The organism is Pseudomonas cavernicola, assembly GCF_003596405.1.
Classification (GTDB): Bacteria; Pseudomonadota; Gammaproteobacteria; order Pseudomonadales; family Pseudomonadaceae; genus Aquipseudomonas; species Aquipseudomonas cavernicola.
In genome coordinates this window covers 45,076-70,094 of sequence record NZ_QYUR01000006.1, presented here as the reverse complement: position 1 = coordinate 70,094, position 25,019 = coordinate 45,076, and the positions used below count along the sequence as shown (strand labels likewise).

Annotated in this window: 24 protein-coding genes; 22 read left to right on the top strand and 2 right to left on the bottom strand. The window is 62.3% G+C overall.

What is annotated here, in order from left to right:
* Nucleotides 1-160 precede the first annotated feature (160 nt).
* The 11 genes from D3879_RS16405 to D3879_RS16355 all read left to right on the top strand — a co-directional run bounded on the left by D3879_RS16405 (nucleotide 161) and on the right by D3879_RS16355 (nucleotide 9,762).
* Nucleotides 161-508: a DUF4389 domain-containing protein gene (locus D3879_RS16405; protein ID WP_119955349.1), complete on the top strand. Its 348-nt coding sequence runs from the start codon at nucleotides 161-163 to the stop codon at nucleotides 506-508.
* A gap of 22 nt (nucleotides 509-530) precedes the next feature.
* On the top strand, nucleotides 531-995 hold the full coding sequence (sixA, locus tag D3879_RS16400; RefSeq protein WP_119955348.1) for a phosphohistidine phosphatase SixA: 465 nt from the start codon (nucleotides 531-533) through the stop codon (nucleotides 993-995).
* 415 nt (nucleotides 996-1,410) lie between these two features.
* Nucleotides 1,411-3,078 carry an AMP-binding protein gene (locus D3879_RS16395; protein ID WP_119955347.1) on the top strand — a complete coding sequence of 556 codons (1,668 nt, stop codon included), beginning with the start codon at nucleotides 1,411-1,413 and terminating at the stop codon, nucleotides 3,076-3,078.
* A gap of 24 nt (nucleotides 3,079-3,102) precedes the next feature.
* Nucleotides 3,103-3,543 carry a hotdog fold thioesterase gene (locus D3879_RS16390; protein ID WP_119955346.1) on the top strand — a complete coding sequence of 147 codons (441 nt, stop codon included), beginning with the start codon at nucleotides 3,103-3,105 and terminating at the stop codon, nucleotides 3,541-3,543.
* Between the two features lie 121 nt (nucleotides 3,544-3,664).
* Entirely contained in the window at nucleotides 3,665-4,471 is an 807-nt protein-coding gene (locus D3879_RS16385; RefSeq protein WP_119955345.1) for an AraC family transcriptional regulator, read from the top strand.
* 104 nt (nucleotides 4,472-4,575) lie between these two features.
* Nucleotides 4,576-5,229 (top strand): LysE family translocator, encoded by a 654-nt coding sequence (locus D3879_RS16380; RefSeq protein WP_119955344.1) that lies wholly within the window; start codon nucleotides 4,576-4,578, stop codon nucleotides 5,227-5,229.
* Nucleotides 5,230-5,328: 99 nt separating this feature from the next.
* A complete protein-coding gene (locus D3879_RS16375; RefSeq protein ID WP_119955343.1) occupies nucleotides 5,329-6,138 on the top strand; it encodes an alpha/beta fold hydrolase in 810 nt (269 codons plus the stop codon).
* Nucleotides 6,135-6,998, top strand: a complete 864-nt coding sequence (locus D3879_RS16370; protein ID WP_119955342.1) for an alpha/beta hydrolase — start codon at nucleotides 6,135-6,137, stop codon at nucleotides 6,996-6,998. Before D3879_RS16375 ends, D3879_RS16370 begins: the two co-directional genes overlap by 4 nt.
* Nucleotides 6,999-7,048: 50 nt before the next feature.
* Entirely contained in the window at nucleotides 7,049-7,714 is a 666-nt protein-coding gene (locus tag D3879_RS16365) for a glutathione S-transferase family protein (protein ID WP_119955341.1), read from the top strand.
* An 8-nt stretch (nucleotides 7,715-7,722) separates the two neighbouring features.
* Nucleotides 7,723-8,529: a DUF4892 domain-containing protein gene (locus D3879_RS16360; protein ID WP_420800934.1), complete on the top strand. Its 807-nt coding sequence runs from the start codon at nucleotides 7,723-7,725 to the stop codon at nucleotides 8,527-8,529.
* Nucleotides 8,530-8,688: 159 nt separating this feature from the next.
* Complete coding sequence (locus tag D3879_RS16355; protein ID WP_119955339.1) at nucleotides 8,689-9,762, top strand: AI-2E family transporter; 1,074 nt, start codon at nucleotides 8,689-8,691, stop codon at nucleotides 9,760-9,762.
* 73 nt (nucleotides 9,763-9,835) lie between these two features.
* On the opposite strand, the gene D3879_RS16350 is transcribed toward D3879_RS16355, so the two are convergent.
* A complete protein-coding gene (locus tag D3879_RS16350) occupies nucleotides 9,836-10,036 on the bottom strand; it encodes an EF-hand domain-containing protein (protein ID WP_119955338.1) in 201 nt (66 codons plus the stop codon).
* A 113-nt stretch (nucleotides 10,037-10,149) separates the two neighbouring features.
* On the opposite strand from D3879_RS16350, the gene D3879_RS16345 reads away from it, so the two are divergent.
* The 6 genes from D3879_RS16345 to D3879_RS16320 all read left to right on the top strand — a co-directional run bounded on the left by D3879_RS16345 (nucleotide 10,150) and on the right by D3879_RS16320 (nucleotide 18,292).
* Nucleotides 10,150-10,239, top strand: a complete 90-nt coding sequence (locus tag D3879_RS16345; RefSeq protein ID WP_119955337.1) for a K(+)-transporting ATPase subunit F — start codon at nucleotides 10,150-10,152, stop codon at nucleotides 10,237-10,239.
* Between the two features lie 8 nt (nucleotides 10,240-10,247).
* Nucleotides 10,248-11,942 carry a potassium-transporting ATPase subunit KdpA gene (gene kdpA, locus D3879_RS16340; RefSeq protein WP_119955336.1) on the top strand — a complete coding sequence of 565 codons (1,695 nt, stop codon included), beginning with the start codon at nucleotides 10,248-10,250 and terminating at the stop codon, nucleotides 11,940-11,942.
* A gap of 12 nt (nucleotides 11,943-11,954) precedes the next feature.
* A complete protein-coding gene (kdpB, locus tag D3879_RS16335) occupies nucleotides 11,955-14,006 on the top strand; it encodes a potassium-transporting ATPase subunit KdpB (protein WP_119955335.1) in 2,052 nt (683 codons plus the stop codon).
* A 134-nt stretch (nucleotides 14,007-14,140) separates the two neighbouring features.
* The gene (gene kdpC, locus D3879_RS16330; protein ID WP_119955334.1) at nucleotides 14,141-14,692 is read left to right on the top strand and encodes a potassium-transporting ATPase subunit KdpC; all 552 of its coding nucleotides are present in this window, start codon (nucleotides 14,141-14,143) and stop codon (nucleotides 14,690-14,692) included.
* On the top strand, nucleotides 14,689-17,373 hold the full coding sequence (locus D3879_RS16325; protein ID WP_119955333.1) for a sensor histidine kinase: 2,685 nt from the start codon (nucleotides 14,689-14,691) through the stop codon (nucleotides 17,371-17,373). Before kdpC ends, D3879_RS16325 begins: the two co-directional genes overlap by 4 nt.
* A gap of 226 nt (nucleotides 17,374-17,599) precedes the next feature.
* Nucleotides 17,600-18,292, top strand: coding sequence for a response regulator (locus D3879_RS16320; RefSeq protein WP_119955332.1), 693 nt, complete (start codon nucleotides 17,600-17,602; stop codon nucleotides 18,290-18,292).
* Between the two features lie 101 nt (nucleotides 18,293-18,393).
* Here D3879_RS16320 and D3879_RS16315 read toward each other — a convergent pair whose 3' ends face one another.
* A complete protein-coding gene (locus D3879_RS16315; RefSeq protein WP_119955331.1) occupies nucleotides 18,394-19,419 on the bottom strand; it encodes a patatin-like phospholipase family protein in 1,026 nt (341 codons plus the stop codon).
* A gap of 221 nt (nucleotides 19,420-19,640) precedes the next feature.
* On the opposite strand from D3879_RS16315, the gene D3879_RS16310 reads away from it, so the two are divergent.
* The 5 genes from D3879_RS16310 to D3879_RS16290 all read left to right on the top strand — a co-directional run bounded on the left by D3879_RS16310 (nucleotide 19,641) and on the right by D3879_RS16290 (nucleotide 24,987).
* Nucleotides 19,641-19,919: a hypothetical protein gene (locus tag D3879_RS16310; RefSeq protein ID WP_119955330.1), complete on the top strand. Its 279-nt coding sequence runs from the start codon at nucleotides 19,641-19,643 to the stop codon at nucleotides 19,917-19,919.
* A 323-nt stretch (nucleotides 19,920-20,242) separates the two neighbouring features.
* Nucleotides 20,243-20,851 carry a flavin reductase family protein gene (locus D3879_RS16305; protein ID WP_119955329.1) on the top strand — a complete coding sequence of 203 codons (609 nt, stop codon included), beginning with the start codon at nucleotides 20,243-20,245 and terminating at the stop codon, nucleotides 20,849-20,851.
* A gap of 205 nt (nucleotides 20,852-21,056) precedes the next feature.
* Nucleotides 21,057-21,974 (top strand): AAA family ATPase, encoded by a 918-nt coding sequence (locus D3879_RS16300; protein ID WP_119955328.1) that lies wholly within the window; start codon nucleotides 21,057-21,059, stop codon nucleotides 21,972-21,974.
* On the top strand, nucleotides 21,971-22,996 hold the full coding sequence (locus D3879_RS16295; RefSeq protein ID WP_119956329.1) for a DUF58 domain-containing protein: 1,026 nt from the start codon (nucleotides 21,971-21,973) through the stop codon (nucleotides 22,994-22,996). Before D3879_RS16300 ends, D3879_RS16295 begins: the two co-directional genes overlap by 4 nt.
* Nucleotides 22,993-24,987, top strand: coding sequence for a transglutaminase TgpA family protein (locus D3879_RS16290; RefSeq protein WP_119955327.1), 1,995 nt, complete (start codon nucleotides 22,993-22,995; stop codon nucleotides 24,985-24,987). The genes D3879_RS16295 and D3879_RS16290 overlap by 4 nt, the downstream gene beginning before the upstream one ends.
* Nucleotides 24,988-25,019 lie beyond the last annotated feature (32 nt).

Below are 25,019 nucleotides of genomic sequence, written 5' to 3'. Positions count from 1 at the left end.
GAGCCAGAGCTCCACCTGCGTGGAAATGGCGGATACTGTTTCGGGTAGCCGATAAAATTTTTCGGGTGGGTTCTCGAACTTGCCCGGCGTTCCACACCTCAGGGAGTTTCGGCGTTTAGCCGGACTCCCTGATCCAATCCAGTCGAATAAGGAGATTCCCATGAGCGAACCCACTGACGAGTTGCAGCGCGAGTCGATTTTGCTGCGCATTCTGTGGATGCTGCTGTTCAGCATCGTCTGGCAGGTGGCTGAGCTGCTGCTCGGTGGCACGGTGCTGCTGCAACTCGGTTATCGCTTGTTTTACGGCGCGCCGAATGCCGGGCTGCTGACATTCGGCGACAGCTTGAGCCAGTATTTGGCGCAAATCGGCCGGTTTGGCACCTTCAATAGCGATGAGAAGCCCTGGCCGTTCGCCGATTGGCCGACCGCCCAGGCCCCGCAAGGTGAAGCTGCCCATGCAGTGCCAGCGGCGCCCCACCCGGCTCGCGATGAAGAGCCCAAGCTCTAAAACTCATGAGCGGGGAGCATAAATGAGGCTTTGGTTATTACGCCACGGTGAAGCAGAGCCGCAAGCGCGCAGTGATGCCGAACGACCGTTGACCAAGCGCGGTCGCAAGGAAGTGCTGCTGAGTGCCGCCCAGCTCGAGGGGCGGCCGATTAGCGCAATTCTTGCCAGCCCTTACGTGCGCGCGCAGCAGACCGCCGAGCTGGTTCGTGAGGCGTTGGGTTTTACCGCAGCGATCGGCATTGCGCCCTGGTTGACGCCGGACAGCGACCCGCGTGAGGTGCTGCGCTATCTGGATGAACGTGGTGAGGCCGAATTGTTGCTGGTCAGCCATCAGCCTCTGATTGGCGATCTGGCAGGGCTGCTGATTCACGGCCATCGCCAAGAGCCGCTACCGATGCGCACGGCCAGTCTGGCTGAGTTGGAGGGCGACTTCCCGGCTGCCGGACTGATGGATTTACTGGCACTGGTGCATCCGCAGCACGGCTAAGAACCTGTTCATGATCTGCTGCACTTTGGCCATGCGGCGTTGAAATCGGGCTAAAAATGGTCATTTACTACCTGTAAACTGCGCTTTTTCGCCCGACTGATTCGCTACGCTCGCCCTGCGGGCCAGCCTTTGGCTGTTACTCCGCTTCGCTGCGTTGCGCCTTGTGACCCACATGGATGTGGGGAATGCCGCTACCCGTAGGCGACCCCATGGATGGGGGAGGTAGGAAAAATGCCGGGAGCATTTTCGAGAACGGGTGCGGCCCTGACCTTGGCTCGCGAGATCGTGAACAGGTTCTTAAAGCCAACTACACACCGAAACATTTCTCTACTTGCGCCTCGTCTGTGTGCGTGGAATAGTCCGACCAAGCAAATGCTTGGTTGTTTCCCCACAAAAAGAATAAGGAGGAGGCCCTGTGGCTAATGCTGCCCGTTTGCCGCTCGAGATGCTTTACGAGCGTGAAGCCCGTCACCCAAATAAACGCTATCTGGTGCAGCCACTCCCCGGCGGTCAGCTGCAAGAACTGAGCTGGTCCGATGTGGGCGATCAAGCACGTCGCGCGGCCAACTGGTTGCGCACGCTTGAGCTGCCGCAAGGCAGCCGGATTGCGCTGGTTTCGAAGAACTGTGCGCACTGGATCATCGCCGATCTGGCGATCTGGATGGCCGGCTACGTCTCCGTGCCGCTCTACCCGAACCTGACCGCCGACTCGGCGCGGCAAGTGCTGGAGCATTCCGAGTCGGCCCTGGTCTTCGTCGGCAAACTGGACGATTGGCCGGCGATGGCCGCGGGGGTGCCCGAGGGCATCCGCACCGTGGCTTTGCCGCTGCACCCGGAGGGGCAGTTCGATCTGCACTGGAGCGAGCTGCAGGCCTGCACGCCGATCCGTGACAATCCAACCCCGGCAGCCGATCAGCTCGCCACCATCATCTACACCTCCGGCACCACTGGCGCACCGAAAGGGGTGATGCACAACTTCAGCAACTTCGCCTTTGCCGCCGCCCATGGCCTGCAATTATTCGAGTCGTCGGAAGAGGATCGGGTGCTCTCCTACCTACCGCTCTGTCATGTCGCCGAACGCATGTTTGTCGAGCTGGCCTCGATCTATGGCGGGCAGACCGTATTCTTCGCTGAAAGCCTGGAGACCTTTCTGGTCGATCTGAAGCGCGCGCGCCCGACCTTGATGTTCGGGGTGCCGCGAATTTGGACCAAGTTCCAGATGGGGGTGTACGCCAAGATGCCGGCCGCGCGCCTCGACTTTCTGCTCAAGCTGCCGATCCTCGGCAAGCTCATTGGGCGCAAGGTGCTCGCTGGATTGGGGCTGGATGCAATGCGCTATGCCCTGTGTGGCGCAGCTCCGGTACCGGAGGCGTTGCTCGATTGGTACCAGCGTCTGGGTCTGGAGGTGCTGGAGGTTTATGGCATGACCGAGAACTGCGGCTACTCGCATATTTGCCGCAAAGGTAACGCCAAAGTCGGTTGGATTGGCCAGGCCAGCCCTGGTGTTGAAGTGCGTATCAGCGAGCAGGGCGAAGTGCTGGTCCGCAGCGGTGCGACCATGCAGGGCTATTACAAGGACCCGGAAAAAACCGCGGAAGCGATTACCGACGATGGTTTTTTACGCACTGGCGATAAGGGCGAACAAGACGCCGACAGCTATCTGCGCCTGACCGGGCGGATCAAGGAGATCTTCAAAACCAGCAAGGGCAAATACGTGGCTCCGGCGCCGATCGAGAACCGCTTGGCGGTGCATTCGCGGATCGAGCAGGTCTGCGTGGTCGGCGACGGCATGCCGCAGCCGCTGGCGCTCTGTGTGCTCTCCGAAGTCGGGCGACAGGAAGCGGCGAACGACTCGCGTGCGGCACTGGAAGGTAGTCTCAAGGCTTTGCTCGAAGAGGTGAACGGCGCACTCGATAAGCATGAGCGGCTGAGCGGGTTGATCTTGCTCAAAGAGGTCTGGGCGGTCGATAACGGCTTCCTGACACCGACCCTGAAGATCAAGCGGAATGTGGTGGAAGGCACCTACGCTGGGCGTTTCCAGGAGTGGGCCGAGCGCCGTGAGGCGCTGGTTTGGCATGATTGATCTGACTTGGGATGAGGAGCCGGTATGAGCTTATGGCGCAGCACTCCAGACTTGGAGCAGCTCAATAGTTTTCAGAAGAACACCATTGGTGAGCTGTTGGATATTCGCTTCGAATCAATCGATGACGAGTCCATCAGCGCCAGTATGGTGGTCGATCAGCGTACTCATCAGCCGTATGGCCTGCTGCATGGCGGCGCCTCGGTGGTGCTGGCGGAAACTCTCGGCTCTATGGCCAGCTTTCTGTGTATCGACAGTTCGAAGTTTTACTGCGTGGGGCTTGAGGTGAACGCCAACCATCTGCGCGGACTGCGCAGCGGCCGGGTGACGGCGGTCGCACGGGCGATACATCTGGGCCGCACCACGCATGTCTGGGATATCCGCCTGAGCGGTGACGACGGCAAGCCCAGCTGCATTGCAAGGCTGACCATGGCGGTGGTACCACTGGGTCAACTGCCACCCCAATAAGACTGTATAAAAAAACTGAGTATTAACGGCCGATCGTTGATTATGGTCGGCCGTTAGTACTCGGTATCTACTGCAATTTTGTACAAGATCATCCCATCGCCTGCCAGGTAAAGTGCTGGGCATGGAACAGATCAACCACTTCAGCAGCGCGTTGCCCGGCGTGCGTCTTATCGACGCCGAATACCACCGTTTTGCATTTCCCCGACATTTCCATCTGGAATATCACATCGGCTTGCTGCTGCAGGGCCGTCAGCGCTACGTCTATCGCGGTGAGCGGCACCTGGCGGGGGCTGGCGATACGCTGCTGATGACTCCGGAAAGCATCCATGATGGCGCCAGTCTGCCCGGCGAAGGTTATCGAATCCGGGTGCTGGCGCTCGATCCGCGGTGGCTGGAGCAGGCCAGCCGCAGCTTGAGTGACGGCCGTCAGGGGGCGCCGCGGCTGACCACGGCCATCCTGCGGAACCCTGGCTTGCAGTTGGATTTGCATAACCTGCATGGGGCCATGCGCACTGGCTCGCGATTGTCGCAGGAAAGCCTGCTGTTGCAGGCCATGGCGGGTTTGCTTGGGCTGGCCTCGACTTTACGCGTCGTCGAGCTCGAGCAGGGTTTCGCGCCGAGGCGCTGGGGGCAGATCCGCGAGTGGCTGGAGTCGCGCCTCGATCAGCCACCCTCACTGGAGGAACTGGCGGCTTTCTGTGAACTGAGTCCGTGGCAGACCCTGCGGCGTTTCAGCCGCCAGTGTGGCTTGCCGCCGCACCAATGGCTGACTCAACTGCGTCTCGAACGGGCCTTGCCGCTGGTGCTTGGCGGCATGCCTCTAAGTGATATCGCCGTACAGCTCGGCTTCTACGATCAGGCGCATTTCACTCGTCTGTTTCGCCGCACCTATGGTTTGCCGCCCGCTCGCCTGCGCGCGCAGCTCTAAGGACTCGCTGAGTAAATCGTCATTCCGCCTGCGCAGGAGCGATGAATCACTACTTTTTCAGATTTTCCCTAACGTTCATTCATTGCTCATCTGGAGATAAGCCCATGCAGGAGACGTCCGTCTTGCTGACGCTCACGGCTGTGTTCGCCGTGGCCCTGGTCAGCCCTGGCCCCGATGTGGCTTTGGTGGTGCGCACCGCGTTGCATCAAGGGCGGCGCGCCGGCCTGCTCAGCGCGCTGGGCCTGGCCTGCGGCATTCTGGTGCATGGCACTCTGGTGCTGGCCGGGGTGTCGGTATTACTTGGTCGATCTCCGCTGTTATTTGGCCTGCTGCAGTTGCTCGGCGCCTGCTATCTCGGTTGGCTAGGGTACGGCGCCTTGTGCGCTTTCCTGCGGCGTGGGGCGTCGGGCGGCCTGGACGGCACGCTCGCGCCATCCCGACTAGGGCCCTGGCTACGAGGGCTGGCCACCAATCTGCTGAACCCCAAGGCATTGGTGTTTTTTCTGGCGCTGTTGTCCAGCTTGATTCCGGCAGATATCTCGCTGGCCGGTAAAGTGGCGGTGGCAAGCATGCTGTTTGGCATGGGCCTTGGCTGGTTCAGCCTGCTCAGCGTGATTCTGACGCAGCCGGCCATGCAGCGCCGATTGTTGCGTGCGGTGCCGGCCATCGATGCGTTGTGCGGTCTGGTCTTCCTGCTGGTGGCCCTGGGGATCGTGTTGAGCAACCCCTGGCTGCGGAGTGCGTTCACCGCGTCATAGGCTTGGCCGGACTGTCATCATTCCTGGCAGTTACGGTCATTGCCGCAGGGGAGCCGGTTGCGGACAATCAGCCAGTTTTTCCCTGACGGATGTGCGTGTATGTCGCAGCAGGTGTTTTTTGCCCATGCCAATGGCTTTCCCTCGGCCACTTACGGCAAGTTATTTGCTGCTTTGGCGCCGGCTTATCAGGTGCAGCACTTGCAGCAGCACGGCCATGATCCGCGCTTCCCGGTCAACGACAACTGGAGCAACCTGGTCGACGAGTTGCTGCATCATCTACAGGGGCAAGCTGAGCCGGTCTGGGGTGTCGGGCATTCTCTGGGCGGGGTGCTGCATTATCACGCCGCCCTGCTGCGTCCGGAGCTTTACCGTGGCGTGGTGATGCTCGACTCGCCGGTGCTGACTCTGGCCGACCGCCTGGTCATTCGCGCGGCCAAACGCTTTGGTTTTATCGACCGCATCACTCCGGCCGGCCGCACCCTGGGTCGCCGCGAAGAGTTCGCCGACCTGGCCGAGGCGCGTAGCTATTTTTCCGCCAAGTCGCTGTTCCGCCGTTTCGATCCTGAATGCCTGGACGCCTATGTGCAGCACGGCCTGCACAACACTGGCGAGAGCCTGCGCTTGCGTTTCGATCCGGCTACCGAGATCAGCATCTACCGTAGCGTGCCGCATACCAGTCCGGGGCGGCCGCAGCAGCTCAAGGTGCCGTTGGCGATGATTCGTGGGCGCCATAGCCGCGTGGTGCTGCCGCACCACACCCGGTTGATTCGGCGGGTGCCGCAGGGCGAATACTTGACGTTGCCCGGCGGCCATATGTTCCCCCTGGAACGCCCGCAAGACACCGCCGAGTTGCTGAAACAACTCTTCAGCCGTTGGCATGGCCGTAGGGCTGAGCAGGAGTCTGCATGAACATACCTTTCGAAGAAGTCCGCCTGAGCCTGCCGCATATCGAACTGGCGGCCCATGTGTTCGGCCCGCAAGACGGTCAGCCGGTGATTGCCCTGCACGGCTGGCTGGATAACGCCATGAGCTTCGCCCGCTTGGCGCCCAAGCTGGATGGTCTGCGCATCGTGGCGCTGGACTTCGCTGGGCATGGCCATTCCGATCACCGCCCGGCGGGAGGCAGCTATGCGCTTTGGGATTACGCCCACGATGTGCTGCAAGTAGCTGAACAGTTCGGTTGGCAGCGTTTCTCACTGCTCGGTCACTCCATGGGCGCGATTGTTTCGGTGTTGCTGGCAGGTGCGATGCCGGAGCGAGTCGAGCGTCTGGCCCTGATCGACGGGCTGATCCCCTACACCGGCGAAGCCGAGACCGCGCCGGAAAAACTCGGTGAAGCGCTCAAGGCGCAGATGGCCTTGGCCGGCAAACGCAAACCGGTGTACGAGAAGTTTGAGCGAGCGGTGGAAGCGCGCATGAAAGGCGTCGGCGCGGTGACCCGCGAAGCCGCCGAGCTGTTGGCACAGCGCGGCTTGATGCCGGTGCCCGGTGGCTACACTTGGCGTACCGACAGCCGTCTGACCTTGCCATCGCCCCTGCGCCTGACTCGCGCCCACACCCAGGCGTTCATTCAGCGGTTGAGCTGCCCGGTCAGCCTGGTGCTGGCCGAGCGGGGCATGCTGCTGGAACAACCGCGTTTTACCGATATGCTCAAGGGCTTGCCGTTCGAGTTGCATCAACTGGCCGGTGGGCACCATCTGCATCTGGATGACGAGGCGGGTGCCCAGGCCGTAGCAGACTGTTTCAATCGGTTCTTCGCTGTGCCTTGACTTGCCCGGGCCAACTGGGGAGGCTGAGCGGATCGCCACAGGAGAGAAGCATGATCGACCTGTACACCGCCGCTACCCCCAATGGCCACAAGATTTCCATCGCGCTTGAGGAACTCGGCCTGCCTTACCAGGTGCAGGTGCTGAGCTTCGACAAGCAAGAGCAGAAGACCCCGGCGTTTCTGAAGATCAATCCCAACGGGCGGATTCCGGCCATCGTTGATCGGGCCAATGACAATTTCGCTGTGTTCGAGTCTGGCGCCATCCTCATCTACCTGGCCGAGTTGACCGGCCAACTGATGCCGCAGGACGTCAAAGGCCGCTCACGGGTGATCCAGTGGCTGATGTTCCAAATGGGCGGTGTCGGCCCCATGCAGGGCCAGGCCAATGTGTTTTTCCGCTATTTCCCGGAGAAGCTGCAGGGCCCGATCGACCGCTATCAGCATGAAACCCGCCGCCTATACGAAGTACTCAATACCCACCTGAGTGAAGTGGAGTACCTGGCCGGTGAGTACAGCATTGCCGACATCGCTACCTTCCCCTGGGTGCGGTTGTATGACTGGGCCGGTGTTTCGGTCGAGGGATTGGAGCACCTGCAGCGCTGGCTAGCAGCCATCGACGAGCGGCCGGCGGTGCAGCGCGGTTTGCTGGTGCCGAAACCTATGGAAGAGGACGCCGAAAAACTGGTGAAGTCCGGCCAAGCCATGCTGGTTCGATGAGGAGCAGCATGTACCTATTGGGTGTTCTCAGCCTGTTTATGGTCAGCGGCATGTTGCTGGCCGCCGACTTACCCGGTAGCCATGACCTCGAGGTACTGCCGCGTTTCCCTCGCGCGCAGATTGTCGACTTTCGTGAGGGCAGCGCCCAGGAACGGATCTATCCGCTGGGCTCGATCCGCCGGATTAGCGGCCAGTTACGTTTCGAGCGGGAAGTGCCGACGCAAGGGCAACTGCGTTCGGTGACTTACGAACTACCTCGCGAACACTCTTCCGGGCAGGCATTCAACGCAGCCCGTGAAGCTTTGCAGGCGCAGGGCGCCGAGTTGTTGTACTGGTGCGAGAGCCGTGACTGCGGCTCCAGCAGCCTGTGGGCCAACTCGGTATTCGGTAACGCCAAGCTGTATGGCGCCGACGATCAACAGGCGTACTTGTTACTACGCCTGGCCGAGCCACAGCAGGACAGCCTCGTGGCGCTCTATAGCATCACCCGTGGCAATCGCCGGGCGTATCTGCATGTCGAACAGCTGGACGCCGGTGCACCGCTCGGTGAGTTGTTACCCAGTCCAAACACCTTGCTCCGTCAGTTGAGAAGTACGGGCGAGCTGGCCCTGCCGAAGCTGAATGCAGAACCGCTAGCGCCTTGGGTCGAGTTGCTTGCACGCAGTCTGAACCTGGATAGCACCTTGCGCGTCAGCCTCTCCGGGGCAAACGCGGAAGCCTGGCGCGAAGCCTTGGTCGCGCAAAGGGTGCGAGCTGCGCGGCTTGAGTTGGATACGGCTACGGGGACCGGCTTGCTTTTGAAAGTGTTGCCTTAATTGATTCGTTAACCTAATGCGGTATCTGTAGGCTGGGTAGAGCCGCTTTTGGCGAAACCCAGCGTTTGCCTCGCTGGGTTTCGCTGCGCTCTACCCAGCCTACGCTCTAAGAAAATAACTCTTTCGAGCTAATTCCTTCTCTTTGCATGGAGCATTTACATGCCCAATAACGACCGCTTACTGGTGCAGATTCTGCTGCTGGCGCTGCTCGGTGCCAGCATCTGGGTGCTGGCGCCGTTTTCGTCGGCGCTGTTTTGGGCTGCCGTGCTGGCATTCGCCAGTTGGCCGCTGATGACCTTGCTAACGCGCTGGCTGGGCGGGCGTGCGGCGCTGGCCGCAGGGTTGCTCACATTGGGCTGGATGGTCTTGGTGGCGGTGCCGCTGGTGTGGCTGGGCTTTAACCTGGCGGATCATGTCCGCGATGCGCTGAATCTGCTCAAGGATCTGCAAGTGCAGGGCCTGCCGCCGCCGCCCGAATGGATGGCGGGTATTCCGCTGGTGGGCGAGCGACTGGTTGGCCTGTGGCGGACTATCGACCAGCAGGGCTCGGCTTTCTTCGCGAGCTTGAAACCCTATATGGGGCAGGTGGGTAATTGGTTGTTGGCGCGTAGCGCGCAGATTGGCGGTGGCGTTCTGGAGCTGGCGCTGAGTTTGGTTTTGGTATTTTTCTTCTACCGCGACGGCCCACGTATGGCCGAGCTGGTACAGAGTGGCCTGCAGCGGCTGATTGGCGAACGGGCAGAGCACTATCTCGAACTGGTGGCTGGCACTGTTCAGCGCGTGGTCAATGGGGTTATCGGTACTGCTGCGGCACAGGCTGTGTTGGCGCTTATTGGCTTCTGGATCGCCGGGATTCCAGGGGCGTTGGTGCTGGGTATTCTCACTTTCGTCTTCAGCCTGATTCCCATGGGCCCGCCGTTGGTGTGGATTCCGGCTACTGCCTGGCTGGTGTGGCAGGGCGACTATGGTTATGCCGTGTTCCTGGGGATCTGGGGCATGTTCATCATTAGTGGCGTAGACAACGTGCTCAAGCCTTACCTGATCAGCCGGGGTGGCAACCTGCCGTTGGTGGTCGTGTTGCTGGGGGTATTCGGCGGCATTCTTGCCTTTGGTTTTATGGGCCTGTTTCTCGGGCCGACGCTGCTAGCGGTTGCTTTTAGCCTGCTCAACGACTGGGTGGCCGACGGCGGGGCCAGGGCGCCCGTTGCGAAAGAACCGCCGCCCGAGGTTTAAACAGTTGCATTGACGCTGGTTTAGCTGCGCAGTGCCGACCTCGAAATGCAGCCATTCGCAGGCACGCCTGTTCCTACAAACTTGCAGCGCTGGAGGCGCTGAACAGGTTACTCAGTTCGTTCTCGCTAATACTGCCGCTGCCATCGCTGTCCAACTGACCTAACAACTGAGCCAGGCTGCTACCACTCGCTGATGGCGGTGGTGGGGCGGTGAGGGCGGCGCTCGCCTCCTTGTCGATGCTGCCGTCGCCGACCGCCTTACTGGCGATGGGCACGCACTTATTTACGCCTTCTTTACGCCGCTCCCGGCCGCTTCGTCTCGTTCCTTTACGCCGTCCCGCGGAGAATTTCTCCCAAGCGGAAAAACCGCGCAAAGGAGAGAAGTTCCATGACTGTTCTGGATTGGTTGTCCCTGGCTATGGCCACGGGACTGTTCATTTATCTGCTGACGGCGCTGCTGCGCGCCGATCGTTCCTAGGAGTAGTCATGAACAGCCAAGATATTCTGCTGATTCTGGCCTTCCTAGCGTTGGTGCTGGTGTCTGCGCCATTCCTCGGGCGCTTCTATTACCGGGTGATGGAAGGGCAACGGACCTTTTTGTCACCTGTTCTAAGGCCGGTGGAGCGTTTCTGCTACCGCGTATCCGGCGTCGACGAAAAGTCCGAACAGGACTGGAAGACCTATACCCTGGCGCTGCTGGCCTTCAACCTGGCCGGCTTCGTGCTGCTGTTCGCCATCCTCATGCTGCAAGGCATGTTGCCGCTCAATCCGCTGAAACTGTCGGGCCTGGAATGGACCCTGGCGTTCAACACTGCGGTGAGCTTCGTCACCAATACCAACTGGCAAGCCTATAGCGGCGAAGCCGCGCTGAGCTACTTCAGTCAGATGGTCGGCCTCGGCGTGCAGAACTTCGTCAGCGCCGCTACCGGCCTGGCCGTGCTGGTTGCGTTGTGCCGTGGCCTGACTCGCCGTTCCAGTCACAGCCTGGGCAACTTCTGGGTCGATCTGACCCGTGGCACCCTCTACGGGCTGCTGCCGCTGTGCCTGCTGCTGGCACTGTTCCTGGTTTGGCAGGGCGTGCCGCAGACCTTCGCCGAGTACGTCAACGCCGTCACCCTGCAGGGTGCCGACCAGGTCGTGCCGCTCGGCCCGGCAGCCAGCCAGATAGCCATCAAGCAGCTCGGCACCAACGGCGGTGGCTTCTTCGGCGTCAACTCCGCGCATCCGTTCGAGAACCCCACGGCGTGGAGCAACTTGTTCGAGCTGGCCTCTATCATCCTGATCCCGGCCGCGCTGGTGTTCACCTTCGGCCACTACGTCAAGGACCTGCGCCAGAGTCGCGCCATCCTGGCCTGCATGCTGGTGTTGTTCCTGCTCGGCCTGGGCACGGCACTGGTCGCCGAGTATCAGCCGAATGCTGCCCTGGCCAGTCTGCCGGTGGAGCAGAGTGCTTCGCTGGAAGGCAAGGAGAGCCGTTTCGGCGTCACCGCCTCGATGCTCTGGGCGGTGACCACCACCGCTGCGTCAAACGGTTCGGTGAACGCCATGCACGATAGCATGAGTGCCATCGGCGGCATGGTCCCGATGATCAACATGATGCTTGGCGAAGTGATCTTCGGCGGCGTCGGCGCGGGTCTGTACGGAATGCTGTTGTTCGTCCTGATCGCGGTGTTCCTCGCCGGTTTGATGGTCGGCCGCACCCCGGAATACCTGGGCAAGAAGCTGGAAGCCAAGGAAGTGCGTCTGCTGGTCGCCACCTTGCTGGTGATGCCGGTCGGTGTGTTGGTGCTTGGCTCCTTCGCCGCGACTCTGCCAGGCCCGCTGGCCTCGGTGAGCAACCCCGGTCCGCATGGCTTCAGCCAACTGCTCTACGCCTTCACCTCCGGCGCCGCCAACAACGGCTCGGCCTTCGGTGGTTTCGGCGCCAACACGCCGTTCCACAACCTGATGATCGGCCTGGCCATGATTATCGGTCGCTTCGGCTACATCCTGCCGGTACTGGCCATCGCCGGTAGCCTGGCGGCGAAGAAGACGGCACCGCTCGGCCCCAACAGCTTCCCCACTCATGGCCCGCTGTTCGTCACCTTGCTCACCCTGACCATTTTGCTGGTCGGTGGCTTGACCTTCCTGCCGGCCCTGGCTCTGGGCCCGCTGGCCGAACAACTGAGCATTGGCTTCTAAGGAATGATTGAGATGAACGCTCAGACTCAAGCGCTGAAACAGCGCGCAAAAATCCAGACTGCCTCAGTCAGCTCGCTCTGGCGCGTGGCGCTGGTCCAGGCCTTCGTTAAGCTCGACCCGCGCGTGCTGCTACGGTCGCCGGTGATGTTGGTGGTCGAATTGACCGCCGTGCTGACCACCGTTCTGTGCTTCGTGCCGAACCCGGCGGTGGATACCGCGGTGGCGGTGCAACTGGCCCTCTGGCTGTGGTTCACCGTGCTCTTCGCCAACTTCGCCGAGGCGCTTGCCGAAGGTCGTGGCAAGGCTCGTGCCGATAGCCTGCGGGCTGGCAGCCAGGGCCTCAGTGCGCATCGCCGCAAGGCCGGCGGCGAGTTCGAAACCGTGGCCGCCAGCACCCTGCGCAAGGGTGACGTGGTGCGCGTCCAGGCCGGCGAATTGATCCCCGGCGACGGCGAGGTGATCGAAGGTGTCGCCGCGGTCAACGAGGCGGCCATCACTGGCGAGTCCGCGCCGGTGATCCGCGAGTCCGGCGGCGACCGTTCGGCGGTGACCGGGAATACCCGCCTGGTGTCCGACTGGTTGCTGGTGAAAATCAGCGTGAACCCGGGTGAGTCGACCCTGGACCGCATGATCGCCCTGGTGGAAGGCGCAAAGCGGCAGAAGACCCCTAACGAGGTGGCGCTGGACATCCTGCTGATCGGCCTGAGCCTGATCTTTCTGCTGGTGGTGGTGAGCCTGCAGCCGTTCGCGATCTTCGCCGGCGGCAAGTTGCCGCTGGTGTTCCTGGTGGCGCTGCTGGTGACCCTGATCCCGACCACCATTGGTGGCCTGCTGTCCGCCATCGGCATCGCCGGCATGGATCGCCTGGTGCACCTCAACGTGATCGCCAAGTCCGGCCGTGCGGTGGAAGCCGCCGGTGACGTGCATGTGCTGCTGCTGGACAAGACCGGCACCATCACCTTCGGCAACCGTCGCTGCAGCGCGGTCTATGCCGCTCCCGGGGTCAGCTCCAAGGAACTGGCCGAGGCTGCGCTGCTGGCCTCGCTGGCCGATGACACGCCGGAAGGCAAGTCGATCGTCGAATACCTGCGTGGCCTGTACCCGATGGTTGAGCCGGCGCGGACCGAGATCGAGGCCATCCCGTTCAGTGCTGAAACGCGTCTGTCCGGGGTTGACTGGAATGGCCACGTCTATCGTAAAGGTGCGGTCGATGCGGCCCTGGCCTTTATTGGCCTTGAGCGTGGCGAGGTGCCGGCGACCCTGTCGCGGGAAATCGACAAGATCGCCAAGAGCGGCGGCACCCCGTTGCTGGTAACTGCCGACGGCAAGCTGCGCGGTGTCATCCACCTGAAGGACGTGGTCAAGCCGGGTATCCGCGAACGTTTCGCCGAGCTGCGCCAGTTGGGTATTCGCACCGTCATGGTGACCGGCGACAACCCACTGACCGCTGCCGCGATTGCCGCTGAAGCCGGTGTCGATGACGTGATCGCCGAGGCCACGCCGGTGAAGAAACTCCAGCGTATCCGCCAGGAGCAGGCCGACGGCAAGATGGTCGCCATGTGCGGCGACGGCGCCAACGATGCCCCGGCGCTGGCCCAGGCCGACGTCGGCATGGCGATGAACGACGGCACCCAGGCCGCCCGCGAGGCCGCCAACCTGGTGGATCTCGACTCCGACCCAACCAAGCTGCTGGACGTGGTGCAGGTGGGCAAGGAGCTGCTGGTCACCCGTGGCGCGCTGACCACCTTCTCCATGGCCAACGACGTGGCCAAGTACTTCGCCATCCTGCCGGCGCTGTTCGCCAGCCTCTACCCGCAGCTCGGCGTGCTCAACGTCATGCAACTGGCAAGCCCGCAGAGCGCGATCCTCTCGGCCATCGTGTTCAACGCGCTGATCATCGTCGCGTTGATCCCGCTGGCCCTGCGCGGGGTCAAGGTGAAGGCGGCGAGCGCCTCCAGCCTGCTGGCGCGCAATCTGCTGATCTATGGCCTGGGCGGCATTGTCGCGCCCTTCGTCGGGATCAAACTGATCGACCTGCTGCTGACCGCGCTAGGCCTGGTTTAACTCCCCTCGCCCGTTTACGGGAGAGAGGGCGGGGGAGAGGGTAGCTTTATTCGACGCAGCCCTCTCCCTAACCCTCTCCCATGAATGGGAGAGGGGACTGATTCGGTGCAAACCCTGAAGATTGGAGAAACACCATGCTTAAGCAACTCCGTCCCGCCGTGAGCCTGTTGGCCCTGATGACCCTGATTACTGGCGTTGCCTATCCCCTGGTTGTCACCGGCGTGGCTCAGCTCGCCTTCCCCGCGCAGGCGGGGGGCAGCCTGGTCGCCGACAGCGAGGGTAAGATCCGCGGCTCCAGCTTGCTCGCCCAGCCTTTCGAGGGTGACGACTGGTTCCATGTACGTCCATCGGCGGCCGCTTACGCCACCGTCTCCAGCGGCGCGAGTAACCTGGCGCAATCCAACCCGACCCTGGCCGAACGCATCGGCAAGGACGCCGCGGTGTTGGCCAATGGCACCGGTGCTCCGGTACCCTTGGCGCTGGTCACCACCTCCGCCAGCGGCCTGGACCCGCATCTGCCGCCGGCTGCCGCCAGCTACCAGATCCCGCGCATCGCTGCCGCGCGCAACCTGTCGAGCGAATCGCTCGAGCGCCTGGTCGAGAGTCATACCGAACGTCCGTTGGTGGGGCCGGCGGTGGTCAACGTGCTGGCGCTTAACCTAGCCCTTGAGGGAATTCATCGATGAGTGATGCCGGCCGCGCCGATGCTTTTCTGGCGGATCTGCCGCCCGATCAGGATAACCGTGGCGGCCGCGGCCGACTCAAGGTCTTTCTCGGCGCCGCGCCGGGGGTAGGCAAGACCTACGCCATGCTGCTGGCGGCGCAGGCGCAGCTGCGCCAGGGCGTCGACCTGCGCGCCGGGGTGGTCGAGACCCATGGCCGCGCCGAAACCGAAGCGCTGCTCGCCGGCTTGCCGCAGCAGCCGCCGATGCGCAGCCTCTACCGCGGCATCAAGCTGGCCGAGATGGACCTCGATGGCCTGCTGGCCAAGCCGCCCAAGCTGGCGCTGGTGGACGAACTGGCCCACACGAATGCCCCCGGCAGCCGCCACGCCAAGCGCTGGCAGGATATCCAGGAGTTGCTGGCGGCTGGCATCGACGTCTACACCACGGTCAACGTGCAGCACATCGAAAGCCTCAATGACCAGGTGCGCGATATCACCAGCGTGCAGGTGCGCGAGACCGTGCCGGACTGGGTGTTGCAGGAGGCCTACGAGCTGGTGCTGATCGACCTGCCGCCGCGCGAACTGCTGGAGCGCCTGCGTGAGGGCAAGGTCTATGTCCCGGAGCAGGCGCGCGCGGCGATCGACGCCTTCTTCAGTCAGACCAATCTCACCGCCCTGCGCGAGCTGGCCATGCAGACCGCTGCGGCGCGGGTGGATGCCGACCTCAACCAGCGTTATCGCCAGCTGGGTCAGGAAGCCCCGACCGTACGCGGCCGCCTGTTGGTGGCGGTGGATGGGGACGAGCAGGCCGAGCGCCTGGTACGCCACGCCTGCCGGGTGGCCGAACGGCGCCATCTGCCCTGGAGCTTGGTGCATGTGGATACCGGCGGGGTGCGCAATGAGGTCGCGCGCACGCATCTGCAGGCGGCCCAGCGACTGGCTGAACGCCTCGGCGGTGAGGTGGTTAGCCTGCGTGCCGGTGAAGTGGCGAAAACCTTGATCCAGCATGCCTATGAGCGCCAGGCCAGTCTGGTGCTGGTCGGTCGTAGTCGGCAGCGCTTGCGCCGCCGCTTGTTCGGCCTGGGCGTTGCCGAGCGTTTGCTGCGGCATGCCGAAGGTTTGGAAGTCAGCGTGTTGGATACCGAGGCCGATCGCGTGCCGGCGACATTTCGTCCACGCTATCCAGCACGCGTGGGCGATTATGCTCTGGCGTTTTTCGCCACGCTGCTGGCGACTGCCTTGGCCTGGGGTGTGTCGCATGTTCTAGAATTGCCGAACATTTCCCTGGTGTTCCTCGCTGCCGTGTTGCTGGTGGCGGTACGCACCAGCTCCGGCCCGGCATTGGCCAGCGCGGTACTGTCTTTTCTCGCTTACGATTTTCTGTTTATCCCGCCTATTTTCTCTTTCACCATCCATCGGCATGAGGATGTGCTGACCCTGTTGTTCTTTCTGCTGATGGCTGCACTGACCGGCAACCTGGCCGCTCGCCAGCGTCGGCAACTGGATGCCCTGCGTGAGACCCAGAGCGAAACCGGCGCGCTGCTCGATTTGTCTCGCAAACTTACCGCTGCCACTGATCGCCAGGCGGTGCTGACTGCCGCGGGCCAGCAGTTCGCCGGTTGGAGTGACATGGATGTTTGTCTGCTCGGTCGTAGCGACGATGGTGCCTGGAAGGTCGAGGCAGGTGTCTCGCGTCAGCTCAGCGACGCCGAACGGGTCGCGGCGGAATGGGCCTGGCAGCATGATCAACCGGCCGGTCTCGGCACCGACACCTTGCCCAGCGGGCGCTGGTGGTGGTGGCCGTTGTCTGGCGAAGACGGCCCGCTGGCGCTGCTTGGGGTCAGCCCGAAAAGTGAGCAGCCGTTACCGGCTGCTCGCCGGCGTTTGCTCGCGGCGCTCGGCCAGCCGTTGGCTCAGGCCCTGGCGCGTGCACAGTTGGCGGAGGACCTGGAAGCCGCGCGTTTGCATGGTGAAACCGAGCAGTTGCGCAGTGCCTTGCTCGCCTCGGTGTCGCATGACCTGCGCACACCGCTGACTTCCATGCGCGGCGCCATCGACAGTTTGCTGACGCTGGATGACCAGATTGGCCCGCAAGACCGTCGCGAGTTGCTGGAAAGCACCCGTGATGAAGCCGAGCGGCTCGATCGTTATATCCAGAACCTGCTGGACATGACCCGCCTTGGCCATGGCGGTCTCAAACTCGCGCGCGACTGGGTGGCGCCGGTGGATATCGTCGCCAGCGCTCTGCAGCGGTTGCGCCCGCTGCTGACGCCACTGGCGGTGGAAACCGAGGTGCCCGCTGAGCTGCCGTTGCTCTATGTACATCCGGCATTGATCGAGCAGGCGTTGATCAATGTGCTAGAAAACGCCGCGCGCTTTTCGCCTGCCGGTGGTCGTCTGCGCATAGCGGTTGAGACTGATGGCGAGGCCTTGCAGGAAGGGGGCGAGCTGCGCATCGTCGTCAGCGACCAGGGGCCAGGAATCCCTGAGGCCGAGCGGGAAAAAATCTTCGACATGTTCTACACCGCCGCCCGTGGTGATCGCGGCGGGCAGGGTACGGGCTTGGGCTTGGCCATCTGCCAAGGCATGCTCGGCGCCCACGGTGGCCGCGTGACGGTGGGTGAGGGGCTGGACGGTCGGGGTGCGAGCCTGACCCTGCATCTACCGTTACACCCGCAACCCGTTTTGGAGGATGACCTGTAGTGTGCTGTCTCAAAAATAACTGTTCAATTTTGCCGGTGCCTTTTGCCGCCATGCAGCGTTGCCGATCCTCGCCATAGCTGGGCTATGACTCGTCACTGCGCCTTGCCTGGCAACAAAATTCACTCGCCAATTCTTGAACGTATTTCCGAGACAGCACCCTAGGCTGGACATGGCGCAGCCTTGTTCGCCCTACACTCTGCATCCGCCGCCAATGATTCGAGAGTTTATGACGACCAACCAATCGACCATTCTGGTCATCGACGACGAACCGCAGATCCGCAAGTTCCTACGCATCAGCCTGGCCGCTCAGGGCTACAAGGTCATCGAAGCCGGCAATGGCACCGAGGGTTTGGCCCAGGCCGCGCTGGGCAAACCGGATTTACTGGTGCTCGATCTTGGTCTGCCGGATATGGACGGCCATAGCGTGCTCAAGGAACTGCGCGAGTGGTCGCCGGTGCCGGTGTTGATTCTTTCCGTGCGCGCCGGCGAGGCCGAGAAAGTCCAGGCGCTGGACAGCGGCGCGAATGATTACGTGACCAAACCCTTCGGTATTCAGGAGTTTCTCGCCCGCGTACGGGCGTTGCTGCGCCAGGTGCAAGCCGGTGACAGCCCGCAAGTGGTGGTGACGATTGGCCCGCTGAGTGTTGATTTTGCCTATCGCCGGGTCAGCCTGGACGGCGCTGAAATCAGCCTGACGCGTAAGGAATATGCAGTGCTGGCTCAATTGGCGCGGCATGCCGGGCGGGTGGTGACCCAGCAGCAGCTGTTGAAAGACATCTGGGGGCCAACCCATGTCGAGGACAGCCACTACCTGCGCGTGGTAGTCGGCCATCTGCGGCAGAAGCTCGCGGATGATCCCGCCAACCCGCGATTTATCAGTACCGAGGCGGGTGTCGGTTACCGCTTACGAGAGCGCTGAAAGCTTGTCCAAGATCGTCGCGAGCGCAGCATGACCAAGCGCAGCAGATATTGAACAAGTTCTGAGGGGCTTGCCGGTTCGCCCCTCTGGCGCGACCTGCCTCAGTAATCCGCTTCGTATTTATCCAGCGTATCGCTGGTGATCTGTCGGCCCAGCTCAATCAGCTCCGGTGCCTTGTAGAACTCGAAGAAGCGACAGACCCGCCTGGGCACGTTGATCAGGATATCCGGCGGGTAGCCGGCGATCTTGTACTGCGCCAACGAAGTCTGCATCACCTCGAAGCTTTGGTTGACCAACTCCAGCAGCGACGCCGGGCCGCCGGTCTCGGCCACCCGCGAACCGCTGGCGGACTTGGGCGTGCCATTCACTTGCACTTGCGCTGCGCTCGGTTCGCCGAGCCAGGGGTTATGGCTGGCCGTACTCGCGGGCAGGGCTTGCTCTTCCTGCAGCACAAGCTCTTCGCCATTGCCTTCAGCCTTGCGCAGGAAGGGCAGGCGCGCGCCGAGCGAGCCCATCAGCAGGTCTATGCGGCTCTTGATCGCCGGCGGTCGCTCGATTACCGGCAGATGGTATTGCTTTTGGTTCGTCGAGTTCAGGTTGACCGCGATGATCAGGTCGCAATGGCTGGAGACGACCGGGACGATCGGCAACGGATTGAGCAGGCTGCCGTCGACCAGCATGCGCTTGCCTTGGATGACCGGCGTGAACAAGCTCGGAATCGCCGCCGAGGCACGCATGGCCTGGTGCAGGCAGCCTTCCTGGAACCAGATTTCCTGTTGGTTGGTCAGGTCGGTGGCGACGGCGGTGTAGGGAATCCTCAGATCTTCGATATCGATCTCGCCGACGATCTCGCGGATCTTGCCAAACACCTTCTCGCCGCGGATGGCACCCAGGCGGAAACTGACGTCGAGCAGGCGCAGCACATCCAGGTAATCCAGGCTCTCGATCCACTCGCGGTATTCTTTCAGCTTACCGGTGGCATAGATCCCGCCGATCACCGCACCCATCGAACAGCCGGCGATACAGGCGATGTCATAGCCGCGCCGCTCCAACTCTTCGATTGCGCCGATATGTGCGTAACCGCGCGCACCCCCTGAACCTAGAACTAGCGCTACTCGTTTGCTCATTGCCGATCCCCCACAACGCAGTGTCTTAGACGATACGCGTGCCATCCGGCTGCGCCAAGGCGGGCTAGGCTTAAAACGCCGGTCAGTCGTCGTGATCCAATTCACACGGCCGGGTTAGCGGACGGTTGCCGGTTGCGTCATGAACTGCACTTTTCCGGTTCCGCATCGTCCTACTGACAGACTAGACTCTTGCCGTTTTCCCTTTTCGAGGAGCGTTGTTGATGAAAGCTTGGATCTGCTTACCCCTGATGGTTTTGGTATTGGCCGGTTGCGCCGGTAAAACGGCCTACCGTGATAGCTGTGGTAGTCAACTGGATACCGCCTGGCGGGAGCTGGATCTTGCCAAAGCCGAGGGTTTTGCCGGCACCGTGAGCTATTCCAAAGCCCTTTCGCTGCTTACTGCAGCAAAGACCCAGCAGCAGTTCGAAGCATTTGAAGGTTGCGCGGCCAAAGCGCAGAAAGCCCGCTTCTACATCAGCGAGTCGCGTGCCGGGCGCTGAGAGCACTTGGCGGGATACACCCTGATCAGGCCCGTAGCAGGCCGATCAGGGTGTTGTAGGTTTTAATGACCACCTACCCGAGCGGTATCGCTGATTGCATTGCAGGTCTCTTCGTTCCGGTAATAGGTGATATAGACCGCCTACCTACTACAGCCCCGCATCTCAATGGTGTATTCGGTGCGCTGGTAACCCCACTGAATCCGGGCAACCTTGCTGTACAGCACGGTGGGTATGACACCCTTGCAATTCAATTCGAAGCTGGCGCTGGTAAAGCGCATGGCTCTGCGTTTAGCTGTGCCGTGTTCAGATAAAGAGAGATGTTGATGCAACTCGATTTCGCCACCCTGACCCCGTTGGAGACTTACCGTTGGCTGGCCTCGACCGTCACGCCGCGGCCCATCGCCTGGGTTTCCACGCTGGCAAAAGACGGCGTGAGTAATCTGGCACCGTTCAGTTTTTTCCAGGTGATCAGCGATGAGCCACCAACCCTGCTGGTCAATGTCGGCGCGCATGACGACGGTAGCCTCAAGGACACCCTGCGCAACGTGCAGGACACTGGCGAGTTGGTGATCCAATTGGTTTCGGCTGCGCAGGCGACAGCGATGAATGCCTCGGCGGCAAAGCTGGCGCACGGCGTCAGCGAGTTCGAACACTGTGGTATCGCCACTGTGCCTGCCAGCCAGGTCAAGCCACCACGGGTGGCGGGCGCGGCGGTGGCTTTCGAATGCGCTTTGGCTGAAGTGCAGCCGTATCCACGGGATAACCCCAACTGTTACCTGATCTTCGCCCGTGTGCTGTTGGCGCATATCGATGATCAGATCTTGGATGGTCACGGTCGGGTTGATCCGCAAAAGCTGGATCTGATCGGGCGTCTGGGCGGCAGCCGTTATTGCACGACCCGCGATCGTTTCGACATGGCCCGCCCCAGCTAGGCCGGAGCGCGGGGGCGGGTGGCTCTAGACCGTAGGCTGGGTTTCGCCAAAATCGGCTCTATCCAGCCTACGGGTACCGCGATAAGTAAACGAATCAACCGCTCAGGCCACCAGCTTCAGTATTCCGTCACGATAAAGGTCGCTGACGCTTTGCCGCAGGCCGGCGCACCGGTAGCATCGAGCGTCCGATCAACAGGAGTGACGCATGCACACCAAACTGAATGCCTGTCTGTACGCGGTGAATCAGGTGCTGCTTGGCAAGGAACCGCAGGTGCGGCTGGCGCTGGCCTGTCTGTTGGCGCGCGGGCATTTGTTGATCGAAGACCTGCCGGGGATGGGCAAGACCACCCTCAGCCATGCTCTGGCCAAAGTGCTCGGCCTAAGCTTCCAGCGTATTCAGTTCACTTCCGACTTGTTGCCCGGCGATATCCTCGGCACCTCGGTGTTCGATAAGGACACTGGGCAGTTCGCCTTCCATGCCGGCCCGATCTTCGCCGAGCTGGTGCTGGCCGATGAGATCAACCGCGCCACACCGAAAAGCCAAAGTGCGCTGCTGGAGGCAATGGAGGAAGGGCAGGTGACCATCGAGGGCGCAACCCGCCCGCTGCCGGAACCGTTCTTTGTCATCGCCACGCAAAACCCGGTCAGCCAGGGCGGCACTTTCGCCTTGCCGGAGTCGCAGCTCGATCGCTTTCTGATGCGTCTGTCTCTCGGCTACCCCGCCAAGGCAGCGGAAAAAGCCCTGTTGCTCGGTGAGGCCCGCCGCGAATTGTTGCCGCGCCTTGCGGCGATTCTCAGCCATGTCGAACTGGCGGCGTTGCAGGCCGAAGTACCGAAAATCCGCACCAGCGATGCGCTGGTCGACTATGTGCTGCGTTTGGTCGAGGCCACCCGGACTCAGCCGCAGTTCGCCTGGGGCTTATCGCCGCGCGCCAGCTTGGCCTTGCTGGCGGCGGCCCGCGCCTGGGCCTTCCTGGCGGAGCGCGAGTATGTGATTCCGGAAGATGTGCAAGCGGTGCTGCCGTCCGTGGTCGGCCATCGGCTGCGTGAGCGGGCCGACCCGACGGGGCATGGTGGCGGCGCGTTAGTCCAGTGGCTGCTGCGCGAAGTGCCGGCGCTTTGATTGCGCTGTTGAAAACACGCTGGCGGCGCTGGTTGGTGCGACGGATTCCGCCAGCGGCCAGTGTGCAATTGACTCAGCGGCGGATCTTTATCATTCCGACCCGCATCGGCGCCGCGTTCGGTTTGGCACTGGGGCTGATGCTGCTGGCCGCGATCAATTACCAGAACAGCCTGGCGTATGGCCTGACCTTCCTGTTGGCCTCGGTATTTATCGTCGCCATCCTGCATACCTACCGCAATCTGGCGGGCCTGACGCTGCAGGCCGCGGGAAGCGCGACACTGTTTGTCGGTGAGTTGGCGCGTTTTCGCGTGCGTCTGGTCAGTAGTGGCCGCGCACATCAAGCCATCGCCCTGGGCTGGCCGTCGGCCGAACTACAGACGCTGGATGTGGCGCAAGAGGGCGTCAGCGAGTGCGAACTGAGCTGGCCGGCGCTGCACCGTGGTTGGCTGCGGCCTGGTCGCTTGCGGGTGGAAAGTCGCTTCCCATTGGGCATTCTGGTGGCCTGGAGTTGGGTCGATCTGGATCAGGCACTGCTGGTCTATCCATGTCCGCTCGCGGGTGAATTGCCGCTGGCCGCCGGTGCCCGTGCGGACGATGAGGATGACGGTGCGCGAACCCTCGGGCTTGGCGCGGATGACTTCCAAGGTTTGAAAAGCTATCAGCCCGGCGACTCCAAGCGCCGTTTGCACTGGAAGGCCTATTCCCGGGGGCAGGGTTTGCTGGTCAAAGATTTTGCGGCGCTGGCCGGGCGTGAGCTGTGGCTGGACTTCGCAGCTCTGGAGGGTGACGTGGAGGCGCGCCTGTCGCTGCTTTGCCACTGGGTCTTGCAACTGTCCGAGCGCCAACAACCCTTCGCGCTCAGCCTGCCTGGTAGCGTGCTGGCGCCGGATAGCGGCGATAGCCATCGCTCAGCCTGCCTGCGCGCCTTGGCATTATTCGGGGAGCTTCCTCTCAGCCAACCCTCTTCGGAGCGGAGGGGGCAAGTCGGCAGGATCCTCGACCGGCGGTTAGGTCGGCCATGAGTGCAGCCCAGCCGATTCCACGGGTCAGCCTGACCTGGCTATTGGTGGCCCAGGCGTTGGTGATCATTCCGCACCTGACGCATTTGCCACTGTGGATCGTCGGTTTGTGGCTTGGGTGCGCGGCCTGGCGCATCCAGATCTTCCGCATGCGCGCGGGTTACCCGAACGCTTGGGCCAAGGTGGGGCTGGCGGTGGGTGCCGGCTGCGGGGTGTTGCTCTCGCGCGGCAGTTTGATTGGTTTGGACGCTGGGGTGGTGCTGTTGATTGCCGCCTTCATTCTCAAACTGGTGGAAATGCGCACGCGCCGCGATGCTTTAGTGCTGATCCTGCTCGGTTTTTTCGCGGTGGTTACCGCCTACTTATTCGATGACAGCATGCTCGCCGCTCTGTTCAGCCTGCTGCCGGTCACTGCTCTGCTGGCGGCGCTGATCGGCTTGCAACAAAGCACGTTCGCCATGCGCCCTTGGCCGACCTTGCGCCTGGCGGGCGGCTTGCTCCTGCAAGCACTGCCGTTGATGTTGCTGCTCTTTGTGTTCTTCCCACGACTGGGGCCACTGTGGTCGCTGCCGGGACCGAGCGAGCAGGGCGTTAGCGGGCTTTCCGACAGCATGGCGCCGGCGGATATTGCCGAGCTGAGCCGTTCCGCCGAGTTGGCTTTTCGCGCCAGCTTTGACGGCTCGGCGCCGCCGCGCAACCAGCTGTACTGGCGCGCCCTGACCCTGGAGCGCTTCGATGGTCGGCGCTGGTCGCAGTCCGTCGGCGCGCAATCAGCCTCTCAACCCGCCTGGGAAAAGCGCGGTGAGCCGCTGAGTTACAGCATCATCATGCAGCCCAGCGCGCGGTCCTGGTTGTTTAGCCTCGATGTGGCGACGACGGATTTAGCCCAGACCCGGCAGATGAGCGATTTCCGCCTGGAGCGGCAACAGCCGGTTGAGCAAGCGTTACTCTATCGGGTGACTTCCTGGCCGCTGGCCTTGCGCGAGCCCGTAGCCTCCGCCACTGTTTTGCTCCGCGCCTTGCAGTTACCGGAGCAGGGTGACCCACGTAGCCGGGCATGGGCGCTGGAGCTGAAGCGCCAATACCCGCAGCCGCAGGCGTTGGTGCAGGCACTGCTGAGGCATTTCAACCGTGAGCCCTACGCTTACACCCTTCGGCCACCGCCGGTTGGGGTTGATAGTATCGATGAGTTCCTGTTTCGCACTCGCAGTGGTTTCTGCGCGCATTTCGCCGGGGCCATGACCTTCGTCCTGCGCGCGGCCGGCATACCTGCACGGGTGGTGGCGGGTTATCAGGGCGGTGAGCTGAGTGCTACGGGCAATTACGTGCAGGTGCGGCAATTCGATGCCCATGCCTGGGTCGAATACTGGCGGCCGGAACAGGGTTGGGTCAGTGTCGATCCGACGTTTCAGGTGGCGCCGGAGCGGATCGAACAGGGGCTGGAGCAAGCCATTGCCGGGGAGCAGAGTTTTCTCGAAGGCTCGCCGTTGTCGCTGCTGCGTTATCGCAATATCAGTTGGCTGAACCAGCTACGAATGGGTTGGGATAACCTCAATTACGGCTGGCAGCGCTGGGTGTTGGGCTATCAGGGCGAGCAGCAGTTGCAGTTGTTGCAGCGCTGGTTTGGCCGTTTGGATGCGCGCGACCTGGTGATCGCGCTGGTGGGCGGTGGTGGGTTGTTGCTGGGGTTGCTTGCGCTAGTGCTGTTCAAACCCTGGCGTCATGAGCGGGATCTGCAGCAGCGTCTGTATCAGCACTTTGAGCGGTTGCTCTCGCGGCATGGCTTGCAGCGCGCTGCGGGCGAGGGCGCACGGGCCTTTGCCGAGCGCGCTGGGCAAGCGTTACCGGCGCAGGCCGAGCCTATTCGTGCGTTCGCCGCCGCTTTCGAGGCACAGCGCTATGCCGGCCGGGATGCAGCGCCGGCCGAACTGCGCCAACGACTGGTGCAACTGCGGCGTGCCTTGCCTTGGCGCCGGACTCGCGTCGAGCGCTGAGCTTGTGACTGTCGCTCACTTGTCCGTGGCGA